This window comes from Cellulosimicrobium sp. 4261, assembly GCF_040546915.1.
Classification (GTDB): Bacteria; Actinomycetota; Actinomycetes; order Actinomycetales; family Cellulomonadaceae; genus Cellulosimicrobium; species Cellulosimicrobium cinnabarinum.
In genome coordinates, this window is sequence record NZ_JBEPOQ010000003.1 from 63,364 (window position 1) to 79,753 (window position 16,390).

Annotated in this window: 13 protein-coding genes and 3 tRNA genes; 13 read left to right on the forward strand and 3 right to left on the reverse strand. The window is 73.9% G+C overall.

Annotation, left to right across the window (positions count from 1 at the left end; genetic code table 11):
• Positions 1–40 precede the first annotated feature (40 nt).
• The 6 genes from ABIE39_RS04835 (at position 41) to ABIE39_RS04860 (ending at position 10,324) form a co-directional block, all read left to right on the forward strand.
• Positions 41–4,525, forward strand: a complete 4,485-nt coding sequence (locus ABIE39_RS04835; RefSeq protein ID WP_209827096.1) for a type VII secretion EssC family protein — start codon at positions 41–43, stop codon at positions 4,523–4,525.
• Positions 4,526–4,660: 135 nt separating this feature from the next.
• Entirely contained in the window at positions 4,661–4,933 is a 273-nt protein-coding gene (locus ABIE39_RS04840; RefSeq protein ID WP_021482523.1) for a WXG100 family type VII secretion target, read from the forward strand.
• Positions 4,934–5,063: 130 nt separating this feature from the next.
• Positions 5,064–5,537: an LpqN/LpqT family lipoprotein gene (locus ABIE39_RS04845; protein ID WP_354050671.1), complete on the forward strand. Its 474-nt coding sequence runs from the start codon at positions 5,064–5,066 to the stop codon at positions 5,535–5,537.
• Positions 5,538–5,754: 217 nt separating this feature from the next.
• Positions 5,755–7,164 carry an FAD-dependent oxidoreductase gene (locus ABIE39_RS04850; RefSeq protein ID WP_209827101.1) on the forward strand — a complete coding sequence of 470 codons (1,410 nt, stop codon included), beginning with the start codon at positions 5,755–5,757 and terminating at the stop codon, positions 7,162–7,164.
• A gap of 230 nt (positions 7,165–7,394) precedes the next feature.
• Positions 7,395–8,279, forward strand: a complete 885-nt coding sequence (gene htpX, locus ABIE39_RS04855; protein ID WP_074808849.1) for a zinc metalloprotease HtpX — start codon at positions 7,395–7,397, stop codon at positions 8,277–8,279.
• Between the two features lie 287 nt (positions 8,280–8,566).
• The gene (locus ABIE39_RS04860; protein WP_354050674.1) at positions 8,567–10,324 is read left to right on the forward strand and encodes an L-aspartate oxidase; all 1,758 of its coding nucleotides are present in this window, start codon (positions 8,567–8,569) and stop codon (positions 10,322–10,324) included.
• On the opposite strand, the gene ABIE39_RS04865 is transcribed toward ABIE39_RS04860, so the two are convergent.
• The 3 genes from ABIE39_RS04865 to rarD are packed head-to-tail and all read right to left on the reverse strand — an operon-like array spanning position 10,277 to position 12,834.
• Entirely contained in the window at positions 10,277–11,233 is a 957-nt protein-coding gene (locus ABIE39_RS04865; RefSeq protein WP_175008176.1) for an HAD hydrolase family protein, read from the reverse strand. The genes ABIE39_RS04860 and ABIE39_RS04865 overlap by 48 nt on opposite strands.
• Before the next feature lie 12 nt (positions 11,234–11,245).
• The gene (locus ABIE39_RS04870) at positions 11,246–11,740 is read right to left on the reverse strand and encodes a YajQ family cyclic di-GMP-binding protein (protein WP_144680650.1); all 495 of its coding nucleotides are present in this window, start codon (positions 11,738–11,740) and stop codon (positions 11,246–11,248) included.
• 56 nt (positions 11,741–11,796) lie between these two features.
• Positions 11,797–12,834 (reverse strand): EamA family transporter RarD, encoded by a 1,038-nt coding sequence (gene rarD / locus ABIE39_RS04875; protein ID WP_209827107.1) that lies wholly within the window; start codon positions 12,832–12,834, stop codon positions 11,797–11,799.
• A 128-nt stretch (positions 12,835–12,962) separates the two neighbouring features.
• Here rarD and ABIE39_RS04880 point away from each other — a divergent pair.
• From ABIE39_RS04880 to ABIE39_RS04910, 7 genes are all read left to right on the forward strand, one after another.
• Positions 12,963–13,044 (forward strand) — tRNA-Tyr (locus ABIE39_RS04880).
• A 165-nt stretch (positions 13,045–13,209) separates the two neighbouring features.
• Positions 13,210–13,282, forward strand: a tRNA-Thr gene (locus tag ABIE39_RS04885).
• 61 nt (positions 13,283–13,343) lie between these two features.
• Positions 13,344–13,420, forward strand: a tRNA-Met gene (locus ABIE39_RS04890).
• 86 nt (positions 13,421–13,506) lie between these two features.
• Positions 13,507–13,677, forward strand: coding sequence for a 50S ribosomal protein L33 (gene rpmG, locus ABIE39_RS04895; protein ID WP_021482899.1), 171 nt, complete (start codon positions 13,507–13,509; stop codon positions 13,675–13,677).
• 28 nt (positions 13,678–13,705) lie between these two features.
• Positions 13,706–14,167, forward strand: a complete 462-nt coding sequence (locus ABIE39_RS04900) for an FAS1-like dehydratase domain-containing protein (RefSeq protein ID WP_209827109.1) — start codon at positions 13,706–13,708, stop codon at positions 14,165–14,167.
• Entirely contained in the window at positions 14,164–14,598 is a 435-nt protein-coding gene (locus ABIE39_RS04905; RefSeq protein ID WP_354050677.1) for a MaoC family dehydratase, read from the forward strand. Before ABIE39_RS04900 ends, ABIE39_RS04905 begins: the two co-directional genes overlap by 4 nt.
• Positions 14,599–14,855: 257 nt before the next feature.
• Positions 14,856–16,385 carry a YyaL domain-containing protein gene (locus ABIE39_RS04910; RefSeq protein ID WP_354050679.1) on the forward strand — a complete coding sequence of 510 codons (1,530 nt, stop codon included), beginning with the start codon at positions 14,856–14,858 and terminating at the stop codon, positions 16,383–16,385.
• Positions 16,386–16,390 lie beyond the last annotated feature (5 nt).

Sequence of the window (16,390 nt, forward strand, 5' to 3'; positions counted from 1 at the left end):
CGTCCGCCGCTGACCACCCGGACCCGAACGAGGAACTCCCGTGCGAATCAAGCTCACGCTGCACCGCCCCGACGCCAGCACGACGAACGTCGCCGTCACGGCCGACGCGACGGCGTCGGTGCGCGACGTCGCCGAGGCGCTGTTCGCGGGCGACCCGACACGCGCGGGCACCGCCGTCCCGGACCGGCTCACGCTGCAGGTCGGGACGTCGCCGTCGGGCAGCGGCCAGGGTCGCGTGCTGTCGCCGACGAGCGACCTCGTCGAGGCGGGGCTGCGCTCGGGGTCGACCGTCTCGATCGTGCGGGTCTCCGAGCAGTTCGACTCGCCGGGCCAGGACCGCGGGGCCGCCGTCGCCGTGCTGCGCGTGCTCGAGGGCCCGGACGCGGGGCGCGAGTTCTCGCTGCCGGTCGGCACGAGCTACCTCGGGCGCGACCGCAACATGGACATCCGCCTGAGCGACCCCCAGGTGTCGAAGCGGCACGCGCGCATCACGGTCGGCGAGACGATCGAGATCACGGACACGAACTCCGCGAACGGCCTGGTCATGGGCGGCCAGCGGATGCTGCGCTCGACGCTCACGTCCGCGGACACGGTGACGATCGGGACGACCGTGGTCTCGGTCGTCGCGCTGCACCGCACGACGAGCCTCGCGCCCACGAGCCCGGTCGTGGAGTTCAACCGGTCCCCGCGCGTCGTGGCCCGCTTCCCCGAGCGCAAGCTCAAGGCGCCCAAGCCGCCGCAGCCGCCCGAGCCGCAGCGGTTCCCCTACCTGGCGATGGTCGCGCCGCTCCTCATGGGCGTGATCCTCTACTCCGTCACGCGCAACGTCCTGTCGATCGTCTTCATCGGGCTCAGCCCGATCCTCATGCTCGGCAACTACCTCGACCAGAAGGTGCAGGCGCGGCGCAAGCTCAAGGCGCAGCGCGAGCAGTTCGAGGCCGCCGTCGTCGCGATGCGCGACACGATCGACCGCACGCACGCGGTCGAGCGCGCGGTGCGGCTCTCCGAGGCGCCGTCGGTCGCCGACACGGTCGACGCGGTCCGTCGTCTCGGCGGCCTGCTGTGGACGCACCGCCCGGAGCACGACGCGTTCCTCTCCGTCCGGATCGGGCTCGGCTCCGCGCCCGCGCGCACGCAGCTCGAGCAGCCGAGCGAGAACAACACGCTGCCGGAGTTCTGGAACGAGCTCGAGAAGCTGCACACGCAGTGCGCCACGATCTCCGGCGTCCCCGTCGTCGCGCCGCTGCGGACCGTCGGCGCGCTCGGCGTCGCGGGGGCGGGCGCCGCGGTCGACGCCGTCGCGCGCGGTGTGCTGGTCCAGCTCGCGGGCCTGCACTCGCCGTCGGAGCTCGTGCTCGCGGCGGTGACGTCGCAGCGCTCGCGCGCGGACTGGGAGTGGCTCGAGTGGCTCCCGCACACCGGGTCGCCTCACAGCCCGCTCGGCGGCGACCACCTCGCCGACAACCCGGGGGCCGCGCAGTCGCTCCTGTCCCAGCTCGAGGACCTCGTCGAGCTGCGCGGCGCCGACCTCGGCACGCACGCCGAGCTGCGCGGGCCCATCGACCCCGAGGAGGGGGAGGACACCCCCAAGCCGGTCCTGCCGACCGTCGTCGTGCTCGTCGAGGACGACGCCCCGGTGGACCGCTCCCGCCTCACGCGCCTCGTCGAGCGCGGCGCGGACGCCGGCGTGCACGTCGTGTGGGTCGCGCCCTCCGTCGAGCAGCTCCCGGCCGCGTGCCGCACGTTCGTGCTCGTGGACAGCGCCGACACCGCCGACACCGCCGGCCCGGGGGGCACCGCCGGCGCGACGAGCGGCGAGGTCCGCGTCGGCCGCCTGACGTTCCCCGTGGCGTGCGAGACGGTCGACCTCGCGACGGCGCACGAGGTCGCGCGCATCCTGGCCCCCGTGGTCGACGTCGGCGCGCCCGTCGACGACGACTCGGACCTCCCGCGCTCGGTCTCCTACCTCGCGCTCGCGGGCACGGCCCTCGCGGAGGACCCGAGCCGGCTCATCGACGCGTGGCGCGAGAACGGGTCGCTCACGCCGCGCGACGGCTCCCCGCCGGTGCGGCGCTCCGTCCCGACCAACCTCCGCGGGCTCGTCGGCCACTCCGGCACCGAGCCGCTCTACCTCGACCTGCGCACGCAGGGCCCGCACGCGCTCGTGGGCGGGACGACGGGCGCGGGCAAGTCCGAGTTCCTCCAGTCGTGGGTGCTCGGCATGGCCGCGGCGCACAGCCCGGACCGCGTGACGTTCCTCTTCGTCGACTACAAGGGCGGCGCCGCGTTCGCGGACTGCGTGAACCTGCCGCACACGGTCGGGCTCGTCACCGACCTCTCGCCCCACCTCGTGCGCCGGGCGCTCACGTCGCTGCGCGCCGAGCTGCGCTACCGCGAGCACCTGCTCAACCGGAAGAAGGCCAAGGACCTCGCGTCCCTCGAGCGCACGGGCGACCCCGACGCGCCGCCGAGCCTGCTCATCGTCGTCGACGAGTTCGCGGCGCTGGTCAACGAGGTCCCCGAGTTCGTGGACGGCGTCGTGGACGTCGCCCAGCGCGGCCGGTCCCTCGGGCTGCACCTCATCCTCGCCACGCAGCGTCCCGCGGGCGTCATCAAGGACAACCTGCGCGCCAACACGAACCTGCGCGTCGCGCTGCGCATGGCCGACGAGGACGACTCGACGGACATCCTCGGCATCCCCATGGCCGCGCACTTCGACCCGTCGATCCCGGGCCGCGGCGCGGTGAAGACCGGTCCTGGTCGCATCACGCCGTTCCAGACCGGCTATGCGGGCGGCTGGACGACGTCGCGCCCCGAGCGTCCCCGCATCGACGTGCAGGAGATGTCGTTCGGCACCGGCGTGCGCTGGGAGCTCCCGGAACCCGAGGTCGAGGAGGTCACCGACCCGGGCCCCAACGACATCGCGCGCGTCGTCGCGACGATCTCCCGGGCCGCGACCGAGGCCGCGGTCCCGATGCCGCGCAAGCCGTGGCTCGCCGAGCTCGCGCCGACGTACGACCTCGCGCGCCTGCCGAACCCGCGCACGGACACGATGCTGCTGCTCGGCGTGGAGGACGACCCGAAGTCGCAGGCCCAGCCGACGGTGTTCTACGAGCCCGACCGCGACGGCAACATGGCGATCTACGGCACGGGCGGGTCGGGCAAGAGCGCGACGCTGCGGACGATCGCGGTCTCGGCCGCCATCACCGCGCGCGGCGGCCCCGTCCAGGTCTACGCGATCGACGCGGGCGCGAGCGGCCTGCGGATGCTCGAGGACCTGCCGCACGTCGGCGCCGTCATCTCGGGCGACGACGAGGAGCGCGTCCAGCGCCTGCTGCGCACCCTGCGCGACCTCGTCGACGAGCGGTCCGCCCGCTACGCCGCCGTCCGCGCCGGCAGCCTGGACGAGTACCGTCGGCTCGCGAACGCGCCCGACGAGCCGCGCATCCTGCTCCTGGTCGACGGCATCGGTGCGTTCCGCGAGTCGTACGAGTTCCGGCCCGCGCACGCGTTCCCGGTGTGGGGCGCGTTCACGGCCGTCGCGACCGACGGGCGCCAGGTCGGCGTCCACGTCGTCGTCGCGGGCGACCGCGCGGCGTCGGTCCCGACGTCGCTCGGCTCGACGATCCAGAAGCGGCTCGTGCTGCGCCTCGCGAGCGAGGACGACTACCTGACGCTCGGCGTCCCGAAGGACGTGCTGTCGCTGACGTCCCCGCCCGGGCGCGGCGTCCTCGACGAGAACGAGGTCCAGGTCGCGGTGCTCGGCGGCGACCCGAACGTCGCGCTCCAGGCGCGCGAGCTCGGCAAGCTCCGCGACGCGATGACGCGGCTCGGCATCCCGCAGGCGCCGGGTGTGGAGCGGCTGCCGGACGGCTTCGCGCTCGAGTCGCTGCCCGAGGTCACGGGCGGGCGTCCGACGATCGGTCTCGACGACCTCGACATCGCGCCCGTCGGGCTCCCCGCGCGCGGCACGTTCATGCTCTCCGGCCCTCCCGGGGGCGGGCGCACGACGGCGCTCGTCACCATCGCGCAGGCCGTGCGCCGGGCGCGCGCGGGCCGGGTCGTGTACCTCTCGCCGCGCCGCACGAGCATCTCGGCGCTCGACGCGTGGGACACCGTCGCGACGTCGCCCGAGGAGGTCGTGACGCTCCTCGAGACGCTCACGCAGGCGATCGAGAGCGGGTCGCTGCGCCCGGGCACGCTCACCGTGCTCATCGAGTCGGTCACCGAGCTCACCGGCACCCCCGCCGAGCAGCCCCTCGTCGCGTTCGTGCGGGCCGCCACGCGGGCCGAGCAGCTCGTCGTGGGCGAGGCGGAGTCCTCGACGTGGGGCCAGGCGTGGGCGATCGCGCAGCCGTTCAAGGCGGGGCGCACCGGTCTGCTCCTGACGCCCGGCGACCTCGACGGCGACACGCTGCTCGGGACGGGCCTGGGCCGGATCCGCCGCGCGGACTTCCCGCCGGGACGCGGCTTCCTCGTGGTCTCGGGGAGGGCGCGCAAGCTGCACGTCGCGCTCCCGCGGTAGCGACGTGACGACCACGGGCACCTCATGGGGACACCTCCCCATCGACGGCGTTCGTGGGCCGATGGTTGAGTACTGCCATCGACAACGGGACGACGTCCACGCAGGGTGGGGGTCGAGACACAGAAGGAGAACACCATGGCTGGTGGCATGTGGGGCGCGAACGTCGAGGAGCTCCGTGGGCTCGGTCAGACGCTGCAGCAGAAGGCGGACGAGATCCGGACGACGATGCAGAACCTGAACTCCCAGATCCAGAGCGTGCCGTGGGAGGGCCCCGACGCCCAGCAGTTCAAGGGCAGCGACTGGCCGGCCGCGCAGACGCAGCTCAACAACGTCGCGCAGACGCTGACCGACGCGGGCCAGAAGGCCACGCAGAACGCGCAGCAGCAGGAGCAGGCTTCGAACAGCTGATCCGGCTGAGCTCCGCCGAGGGCGCGGGACCCCGAGAGGGTCCCGCGCCCTCGGCGTGTCCGCGACCGGCCCCGGGTGCGAGACTGCTGACGCGCCCCGCGGCGCCCACCCCGACGAGAGGACCTGACGCATGACCGAGCTGCGCTACCCGAGCGACGACTTCCCCGCCCCGGTGGGGGTGCGCGTCGTCGCGCCGGAGCGGTGGGTCCCGCTGCCGCACGTCGGGCTGCCGCTCGCGCTCGGCCGCGAGGTCGACCCGGGGGAGTTCAACCCGAACGTCATCGTCACGGTGTCGCGGATCCGGGCGGAGCAGACGCTCGACGACGCGCACGCCGAGGTGCTCCGCAAGCTCCGGCCGATGCCGCGCCTGCGCGAGCTCGACGGCGGCGAGGTGGACGTCGACGGCCTGCCGGGGCGCTGGCTGGAGGCGTCGTTCAAGGGCGGCGGGGGGACGGTCCTCGTGCAGGCGGTGCGCACGGTCGTGGTCCCGCGCGGCCCCGTGGCCGACCTCGTGCAGACGACGGGGACGTGCACGCTGACGCAGCACCCGTGGGCCGCGGGGGAGATCCGCGCGGTCCAGGGGAGCCTCCGCGTCGACCGCTGACCCCCGGCGTTACATTCGCCCGGACCGCAAGACGGGGTATCCAGCAGGCGAGACCGGTGTCAGGCTGGTCACGGAGGAGAGGGTCCGAGTGAGGCAACCCTCACCCCAGTCGTACAATCGAGAGGTCTCCTGCGGCCGGTACCCACCGGTCGACGCGGAACGGCCCGTCGGCCGCGCGGGAGAGACCCCCGTCCTCGACCGGAAGGCGCCCTGTCCTGTGAGCAGCATCCGTCCACTGCGCGTCGCGATCGTCGGCGCTGGTCCCGCCGGGATCTACGCCGCGGACATCCTGTCCAAGACCGACCTCGACGTGAGCATCGACCTGTTCGAGCGCCTGCCCGCGCCGTTCGGCCTCGTGCGCTACGGCGTCGCGCCGGACCACCCGCGCATCAAGCAGATCATCGTGGCGCTCCACAAGGTGCTGAGCCGCGGCGACATCCGCCTGCTCGCGAACGTGGACTACGGCGTCGACCTCAAGCTGGACGACCTGCGCCAGTACTACGACGCGGTGATCTTCTCGACCGGCTCCATCCGCGACGCGGCGCTCCCGATCGAGGGCATCGACCTCCCGGGTTCGTACGGCGCGGCCGACTTCGTGTCCTGGTACGACGGCCACCCCGACGTCCCGCGCACGTGGCCGCTCGAGGCGCAGCAGGTCGCCGTCCTCGGCGCGGGGAACGTCGCGCTCGACGTCGCGCGCGTCCTGGCGAAGCACGCCGACGACCTGCTCCCGACCGAGGTCCCGCAGAACGTCTACGAGGCGCTCAAGGCCTCGCCGGTCACCGACGTGCACGTCTTCGCCCGCCGCGGTCCGGCGCAGGCCAAGTTCTCGCCGCTCGAGCTGCGCGAGCTCGGCCACGTCCCGGACGTCGACGTGATCGTCTACCCGGAGGACTTCGAGTTCGACGAGGGCTCGATGGCCGCCATCAGCTCCTCGAACCAGACGAAGCAGGTCGTCAAGACCCTCACCGACTGGACGCTCAAGGACCCGAGCCAGAACACGGCGTCGCGCCGCCTGCACCTGCACTTCCTCCACGCGCCGTCGGCCGTCCTCGGCGACGGCAAGGTCGAGGCGCTGCGGACCGAGCGCACGCGTCTCAACGGCGACGGCACGGTCTCCGGCACGGGCGAGTTCCACGAGTGGCCCGTCCAGGCCGTGTACCGCGCGGTCGGCTACTTCGGCTCGCCGCTCCCGGAGATCCCCTTCGACGAGCTCAAGGGCGTCATCCCCAACCGCGAGGGCCGCGTCGTCGACATCGACGGCGAGCACCTCCCCGGCGTCTATGCGACGGGCTGGATCAAGCGCGGACCCGTGGGCCTCATCGGGCACACGAAGTCCGACGCGTCCGAGACCGTCCGGCACCTCGTCGAGGACGTCACGGGCGCGGGCGACGGCGGCGACGCCGCGGCCGACCTCACGGCGGGCCGGGTCGCTCCGCTCGGCGAGCCCGAGGCCGTCCTGGACTTCCTGCGCGAGCGCGGCGTGGACCCGATCGAGTGGTCCGGCTGGGAGCTTCTCGACGCGTACGAGCGCTCGCTCGGCGAGCCGCACGGGCGCGAGCGCATCAAGGTCGTCCCGCGCGAGGACATGATCCGCGTCGCGCGCGGCCAGTCGCAGGCCGGCTGACCGTCCCCCTGCCGCACGCCGACGGCGTCCCACCCGCACCGGGTGGGGCGCCGTCGTCGTCCCGGGGGTGGTGCCGGGCCTTCCTCGCCGCGGGTGCCCGACGCCGTCGGCCGGCCCGGGAACGGGACGGTCGCCTCGGGCGTTCATCCAGGTGGGCGTCGGCAGGGTCGGCGCCCGTCGGGCGCCCGGCACTCCGCGCGGGGCCCCCGGGGCGCGGAAGGGAGCACAGCGTGGGGCGTCAGCACTTCAACGGTCTCAAGACGGCGGGCCTGTTCGGCGTCATGTGGGCCATCGTCCTGGGCCTGTGGGCCCTGTTCGGCGCGCGCGCGAACCTGCTGTGGCTGTTCGTCGGCATCGGCCTCGTCACGACGTTCTACGGCTACTGGAACTCCGACAAGATCGCGATCCGTGCGATGCACGCGCGCCCGGTGAGCGAGCTCGAGCAGCCCGCCATGTACCGGATCGTGCGCGAGCTCTCCACGGAGGCGCGCCAGCCGATGCCGCGCCTGTACGTGTCGCCCACCCAGGCGCCCAACGCGTTCGCGACGGGTCGCAACCCGAAGAACGCGGCCGTGTGCTGCACGGAGGGCATCCTGCGCCTCCTCGACGAGCGTGAGCTGCGCGGCGTCCTCGGCCACGAGCTCATGCACGTGTACAACCGCGACATCCTCACGTCGTCGGTCGCGGGCGCGCTCGCCGGGGTCATCACGTCGCTCGCGCAGTTCCTGCTGATCTTCGGCGGCGACCGGGACCGCGGCGGCAACCCGCTCGCGGCGATCGCCATGGTGGTCCTCGCGCCGATCGCGGCGATGCTCGTGCAGCTCGCGATCTCACGCACGCGGGAGTACGACGCGGACGAGGACGGTGCGAAGCTCACCGGCGACCCCCTCGCGCTCGCGTCGGCGCTGCGCAAGCTCGACGCCGGGACGCAGCGCGCGCCCCTGCCGCAGAACCGCGACCTCGTCGACGTCTCGCACCTGATGATCGCCAACCCCTTCCGCGGTGCGGGCGTCGGCAAGATGTTCGCGACGCACCCGCCGATGGCGGAGCGCATCAAGCGCCTCGAGGCGATGGCCGGCCACGGCCCGGGCTACGGCGGCATCACGTACCACTGAGGCCCCCCGCCGACCCCGGGTGAGAGCGCTGACCCCGGGTCGGGCGCCGGTGCTCCGCGGCGTCGGGTCGACGTGTGACCGAGCAGCGTGACCGGCGTGCGTGACCCAGCGGCGTGACCCAGGAGCGTGACCGGGGAGCGTGACGTACCGGCCGCGTGAGCCACCTCACGACCCGGACCATGGTCGCCGCCGTCGACCTAGCGTGGAGGGCAGGCCTGAGCCCCTCGGGCCCGTCTCCGCGGCCGGAGCGCCGCGAGGACCCGCGGTGCTCCGACGGAGGTCTCCCCATGCAGTCGAGTCATCGGCGTCTCGCCACGAACGTCCTGGTCGTCGGGACGGGGGGCGCGGGGCTGCGCGCCTCGATCGAGCTTGCGGAACGGGGTGTCGACGTCCTCGCGGTGGGCAAGCGCCGCCGTCACGACGCGCACACGAGCCTGGCGGCGGGCGGCATCAACGCCGCTCTGGGGACGATGGACCCCGAGGACTCGTGGCAGCAGCACGCGGCCGACACCCTCACGGAGTCCTACCTCCTCGCCGACCCCGAGGTCGTGCAGGTCGTCACGCGGAACGCGGCGCGAGGGATCGAGGACCTCGTGCGCTGGGGGATGCCGTTCGCGCGCGAGGCGGACGGGCGCATCAGCCAGCGCTTCTTCGGGGCGCACACCTACCGCCGCACGGCGTTCGCCGGCGACTACACGGGCCTGGAGATCCAGCGCACGCTCGTGCGGCGCGCGAACGAGCTGCACGTGCCGGTGCTCGACACGGTCTACGTGACGCGTCTGCTCACGGCGGGCGGGCGCGTCTTCGGCGCCTACGGGTTCGACGTGACGGACGGCACGCGCGTGACCGTCCACGCCGACGCGGTGATCCTCGCGGCGGGCGGCCACACGCGCATCTGGCGCCGGACGTCGTCGCGGCGCGACGAGAACACGGGCGACTCCTGGCGCCTCGCCGTCGACGCGGGAGCGCGCCTGCGCGACGCGGAGCTCGTCCAGTTCCACCCCTCGGGGATCCTCGAGCCCGACGACGCGGCCGGCACCCTCGTCTCCGAGGCCGCACGCGGGGAGGGCGGGATCCTGCGCAACGCGCTCGGCGAACGCTTCATGGAGCGCTACGACCCCGAGCGGCTCGAGCTCTCGACGCGCGACCGCGTCGCGCTCGCGAGCTTCACGGAGATCGCGGAGGGGCGCGGGACGCCGAAGGGCGGCGTGCACCTCGACGTCTCGCACCTGCCCCGCGAGCAGGTGCTCCAGCGGCTGCCGCGCGTCTACCGCATGATGCTCGACCTGCAGATGCTCGACATCACGACGACGCCCATGGAGGTCGCCCCGACGGCGCACTACTCGATGGGTGGGGTCCGGGTCGAGGCCGCCGACCATGCGACCGAGGTCGAGGGCCTCTACGTGATCGGCGAGGCGGCGAGCGGCCTGCACGGTGCCAACCGCCTCGGCGGGAACTCGCTCGTCGAGCTGCTCGTGTACGGGCGGCTCACGGGGGCGGCCGCCGCGGACTTCGCGATCGGGTCCGACGCGCCCCGGCGCGACCGCGACGCGGTCGCGGCCGCTGCCCACGAGGTCGACCTCGCCCTCGGGCTCGGCACCGCCGTCGGCGCCGAGCCGGCGGCGCAGGAGAACGCGCGGCGGCTGCAGCGCGCCGTGCGTGACGTCATGACCGAGCACGCGGGCGTGGTGCGGTCCGCCGACGGGCTCACCGAAGGGCTGCGGCGACTGGACGAGGTGGAGGACCGGGCGCGGGCCGTCGTCGCGCACCCCGACATCGCCGGGTACGACGACCTCGCGCACGTGCTCGACCTGAAAGGGTCCTTGCTCGCCGCGCGTGCGACGCTCGACTCGGCCCTCGCCCGTCGCGAGACGCGCGGGTGCCACAACCGCTCCGACTTTCCCGACACCGACCCGGCGCTGCAGGTGAACCTCGTGTGGTCGCCCCGGGAAGGCGTCACGGCCGAGGAGATCCCGCCCGTGCCCGCCGAGATCGCGTCACTCGTGCGCCACGACGACTCCGTGGTGGGCAAGCTCGTCGAGTAGGACGCGCGCGACGCCGTCGTCGTCGTTCGAGGCCGCGCCGTCGGTCGCCGCCGCGACCACGTCGGGGTGCGCGTTCGCGACGGCGAACGAGCGCCCCGCCCAGCGCAGCATCGGCAGGTCGTTGGGCATGTCGCCGAACGCCCAGACGTCGGCGGCGTCGACGCCGAGGCGTGCGCACCAGCGCGCGAGCGCGGCGTCCTTGGTGACCGTGGGGGCGAGCAGCTCCGCGAGCCCCGCCGCACCGGAGTAGGCGAGGTGGGCGCGGTCCCCGACGGCGTCGCGCACGCGCGCGAAGAACGACTCCTGCGCCGTCGTCTGGCCCTCCGCGACGACGACGGGTTGCGTCGCGGGGGCGTCCTCGACGGGGACGGCGGGGTCGCGCGCGAGGATCTTGCCGACCGGCTGCCGCACCGGGCCGTCGGGCGCGGTGCCGCGGCGGAGCGTGGTCTCGACCGCGGCGACGACGTCGGCGTCGTCGTCCGGGGTGGAGCGGAAGCCCGGGTCGAACGTCGGGCCGTCGACGCGCTCGAACGCGAGCGCGACTCCCGGGACGGTGGCCCGCAGGTCCGCGACGAGCGTCGAGGCCTCGCTGTCCGTGAAGCCGCACACGTCGAGCGGGCTCGCGGTCGCGAGGTCCCAGACGGCGGCCCCGCCGAGGCAGATGACGTGCCCGTGCCCACCCACGACGTCGGCCAGCGCGCCGAGCCAGCGCGGCGGCCGGGCGGTGACGAACACCACCTCGACGCCCGCGCGCTCGGCCGCGAGCAGCGCGGAGCGGGTGCGCGCCGAGACGGTGCCGTCGGAGCGCAGGAGCGTGCCGTCGAGGTCCGTCGCGACGACGCGCGGGAGCCCGCTCGACGACGCGGCGGGACGGCCCGGCGCGACCGGGCGCGGGCCGCCGTCGGGCAGGGTCACGGCGGGCTACCGGTAGTTGACGAACTGCAGCGCGACGTCGAGGTCGGCGCCCTTGAGCAGCGCGATGACGGTCTGGAGGTCGTCGCGCGACTTGCTCGTCACACGCACCTCGTCGCCCGTGATCTGGGTCTTCACGGCCTTGGGGCCCTCGTCGCGGATGATCTTGGTGATCTTCTTCGCGTTCTCGCTCGACAGGCCCTCCTTGAGGGTCGCGACGAGGCGGTACTCCTTGCCCGACGCCTTGGGCTCCTTGTCGCCCGTGTCGAGGGACTTGAGAGAGATGCCGCGCTTGATGAGCTTGGTCTCGAACACGTCGAGGATCGCGAGCACGCGCTCGGCCGAGTTGGCGACCATGACGATGGTCTCGCCGCTCCAGGCGATGGACGCGCCGACGTTGCGGAAGTCGTAGCGCTGCGAGACCTCCTTGGCGGCCTGGTTCAGCGCGTTGTCGACCTCCTGGCGGTCGACCTTGCTGACGATGTCGAACGACGAGTCGGCCATGGGTGGTCCTCTCTCGGGCCGGGAAGGGTGCTGGGTCCCACCGTAGTCGAGCGGGCTCAGGGACGGGCTGCGAGGCGCGTCGCCCGGGCGGTGCGCAGGCCGTCGACCGAGAGGACGACGAGCGCGAGCCAGACGAGCCCGAAGCCCGCCCAGCGCGTCGGCGACATGGGCTCGTGGAACACGAGCAGGCCGAACAGGAACTGCAGCGCCGGGCCCAGGTACTGCAGGAGCCCGACGACGCTGAGCGGCAGCCGCCGGGCGGCCGCGCTGAACAGCAGCAGCGGCAGGGCCGTGACGATCCCCGCGGAGGCGAGCAGCAGCGCGTGGCCCACGCCCTCGGTGCCGAACGTGCCGGCTCCCGTGGCGCCCAGCCACACCAGGTACCCGAGCGCGACGGGTGTGAGCACCGCCGTCTCGACGGCGAGCCCCGGGAGCGCCTCGACGGTGCGGCCCACGCGGTTCTTCACCAGGCCGTAGAGGCCGAACGAGCCCGCGAGGACGAGCGCGATCCACGGCAGTCCGCCGGCGCCGGTGCTGATGACGACGACGGCGGCCCCGCCGACGCCGACCGCGACCCACTGCGCGGGCCGCAGCCGCTCGCGCAGCACGGCGACGGCGAGGAGCACGGTGACGAGCGGGTTGATGAAGTACCCGAGCGCGGCGTCGAGCACGTGCCCGGAGAGGACGCCGTACACGTAGACCGTCCAGTTCGTCACGATGAGGACGGCGGCGACGGCGAGCGTCCCGAGCGTGCGGGGCGACCGGAGGGCGGCGACGAAGCCGCCGAGCTGGCGCGTCGCGGCGAGCAGCACGAGGCAGAAGAGCAGGCTCCACACGACGCGGTGGGCGATGATCTCGAGCGGTGCGGCCGGCTCCAGGAGCGGGAAGTACAGGGGCATCGCGCCCCAGAGGAAGAACGCGCCGGCACCGAGCAGCAGGCCCCAGCGGTCCGTCGGGGCGGGTGCGCCGCGGCCCGTGCTCGACGGCGCGGGTGCCGCGGCGTCGGACGGTGCGGCGGGGACGGACGGGGCGTCGGGGGGTGCGGGCGTCCCGGTGCCGGGGAGGTGGTCCGGCGCGGGGGAGGGGTGGGTCACCGCACCACTGTACGGAGGGGCGCCCACACGCGGATTTCGCACCTGGTCCGGTCGGGCTGTATCGTTGGCTCGCCCGCACGGCAGGGGCTGCACCTGGTGCAGCGTCCTGGCGAGCGACAACTCCACACGGCAGGTTGCCCGAGCGGCCAAAGGGATCTGACTGTAAATCAGACGGCTCAGCCTTCGGGGGTTCGAATCCCTCACCTGCCACCGGAGCGACGGGGCGTCACCCACGGGTGGCGCCCCGTCGTCGTGCCGGTCCGGTGCGTGGGGAGTGCCCGTGAGGGCGTCGTCGGGCACGGTCCGACGGCCCGGAAACGGCGGAACGACGCCGATTTCTCTCGGCGCCGTGTTCCGTGTAGAGTTTTCCGCGCTGCCCCGATAGCTCAGTCGGCAGAGCGTCTCCATGGTAAGGAGAAGGTCAAGGGTTCGATTCCCTTTCGGGGCTCTGTGGTGACGCGGGGTCGTCTTGCTGGAATACTGCAAGGCGACCTCGCGTTCAGTCACGCGGCGGGGTAGCTCAGATGGTTAGAGCGCACGACTCATAATCGTGAGGTCGCGGGTTCGATCCCCGCCTCCGCTACCACTTTCGACAACCTCGCACGGCGGCCGGCGTCGTGCGACCTGCACAGCACATGCGCCCTCCGGAGGCGCGAGAGGTGGCTCACTACCGTGGCAAGCAAGAGCGCTGACGTTCGCCCCAAGATCACGCTGGCCTGCGTGGACTGCAAGGAGCGCAACTACATCACGAAGAAGAACCGTCGCAACGACCCGGACCGCCTGGAGCTCGCGAAGTTCTGCCCGCGCTGCGGCAAGCACACCGCGCACCGCGAGACCCGCTGAGCCTCCGGCTCCGCACCCGCGTCCCGCAGTGAGCGTCAACCTGGCCTACGTCGGCCGCGAGTACCCCGCCAACGCGCCGTACTCGGTGGGGCGCGAGAAGCTGCGCGAGTTCGCGGGCGCCGTCGGCGCCACCCACCCCGTGCACCACGACCTCGTGGCGGCGCGGGGTGCTGGCTATCCGGACCTCGTCGCACCTCCGACCTTCGCGGTCGTCGTCGCCCAGCGGGCGGAGGGGCAGCTCGTCGAGGACCCGGAGGCGGGCATCGACTTCTCGCGCGTCGTCCACGCCGACGAGCGCTTCACGCACCACCGGCCGATCGTCGCGGGCGACGAGCTCGTCACCGTGCTGCACGTGGACTCGATCGTCGAGCGAGCCGGCCTCGCGATGGTCACCACGCGCTGCGAGATCGCCGCGACCCTGGCCGACGGCGGCACCGAGCCGGTCGCGACCGTCACCTCGACGCTCGCCGTCCGCGGGGAGGGCGCATGAGCTCCGACGACACCCGTCCCGTCCTCGCGGACCTGGCCGTCGGCGACGTGGTCGACACGCGCACGGTCGAGGTCGACCGCGCCCGCCTCGTGCGGTACGCCGGGGCGAGCGGCGACTTCAACCCCATCCACTGGAACGACGCGTTCGCGGCCGAGGTCGGCCTGCCGGGCGTCATCGCGCACGGCATGTTCACCATGGGTGCCGCCGTCGCGCTGGTGGAGGACTGGGCCGGGGGCCCGGGTGCGGTCGTCGACTACCAGACCCGGTTCACACGTCCGGTGCCCGTGCCGAACCCCGGTGTCGCGACGCTCGAGGTGACCGCTACCGTCGGCGCCATCGACGCCGAGGCGGGCACCGTCCGCGTCGACCTCACGGTCACGTTCGAGGGCGCGCGCGTGCTCGGCAAGACCCAGGCGGTCGTCCGCCTCTGACCTGCGGTCGCCCCGGGCGACCACGTGCTCCTGACGCCACGAGGGCGCCGCACCCGACCGGGTGCGGCGCCCTCGTCGTCGGCAGCGACTCCCCGAGCGGACCGGGCCGAGGGCCTCGGCACCTTCGGCGCGTGTCGTGGCAGACGACGGGCAGGCGACGGGCTGAGCCTCCACGCCGCCAGCGCGGCACCCCTTCCGTCGTGAGAGCGCTCCCACTAGGGTGGGTCGCGCCACTCACGACGTCGAAGGAGACGCTCATGACCCAGCACGGCGGCCGCTCTGGACGGCCCGACCTCCCCGCGCACGACCCCGGTCCCGCTCGTGGCGTCGACCGACGCACCGTCCTCGCCCTCGGCGGCGCGCTCGCGCTCGCAGGGCTGACGGCCGCCCCGGCCGCGGCGACGAGCACCGGCCCGCTGCCCGCCGCGGGTGCGCTCGAGCGTGGCGGGCGCGGCGGCCCGTCCCGCGACCGGGCGGCGTCGGTCCGGCGCGCGCACGACTTCCTCACGGCGGCGACGGACGCGTACCCGGCCGAGAACCCCGGTCCCCGCCTCGCGCAGTCCTACGCCGACCAGCTCGGGCTGTTCTCGACGGCGTTCGTCTACGACAACGCCCTCGCGATCCTCGCGACGCTCACCGCGGGGCGCCGCTACCTCGACCGCGCCCGGGCGCTCGGCGACGGGCTCGTGTTCGCGCTCGAGCACGACCCCGACCACGACGACGGCCGGCTCCGGCAGGCGTACAACGTCGGGCCCTACACCTTCTACGACGGCACACCGCAGGAGCACGGGCTCGTGCTCCCCGACGGCACGGCGAACGTCGGGTGGCAGTTCGGGTTCCTCGGGACGGCGGTCGGGGACATGGCCTGGCCGGGCATCGCGCTGCTGCACCTGCACGCGGCGACACGTGACCGGCGCTACCTGGACGCCGCCCGGCGGATCGGCGAGTGGATCGTCGCGAACACGTGGTCGCGGGCACCTCTCGGCGGGTTCTCGTTCGGCGTGGACGGCACGAACACCCCGGTCCCCAACGGCTCGACCGAGCACAACGTCGACTGCGTCGCGTTCTTCCGCCAGCTCGGGTCCGTGACGCGCGACCGGCGCTGGAGCCGTGCCGCCGAGCACGCGCGCGCGTTCGTCGACCGCATGTGGGAGCCCGACGGCGGCTACCTCTACACCGGCACGAACGACGGCACGGAGATCAACCGGGACCCGCTCCCGCTGGACCCGCAGACCTGGGGGTGGCTCGCGCTGCGCGAGCGGCGCTACGCCCGCGCGCTGGACTGGGCGGACGACGCGCTGGCCGCGCGCGACGTCGCGGGGGAGGGGGTGTCCCAGCTCCCGGCGGGCACGGTCGTCGAGGGCGTGACGTTCTCGAGCGCGAGCCTCACGTCGACCGCGTCGTACAACGGGCTGCCGGTGCACCAGCAGGGCGTGTGGCTCGAGGGGACGGCGCAGCTCGCGTCGGCGCTCGCGGACCGTGGGGCGCGCGGGCGGGGGAACCGCGACGACCGGCGGCGCGGTCGCCGAGGCTGCGAGCGCGACGACGACCGGGTGCGCGCCGAGGGCCTGCTGCGCGAGGTGCAGGGGGCGCAGGAGGCGGTCGGTGCCGGCCAGACGATGGGGGGCGCTCCGCTGCCCGAGCGTGCGGGCGTGGTCGCGGCGTCGAGCCTCCTCGACTCGGGCTTCGGGTTCGGGTACTTCCAGGTCCAGCACGTCGGGGCGACGTCCTGGTACCTGCTCGCCGCGGCCCGCGCGAACCCGTTGCAGCCGGGCCGCCTGGGCTGACGCGG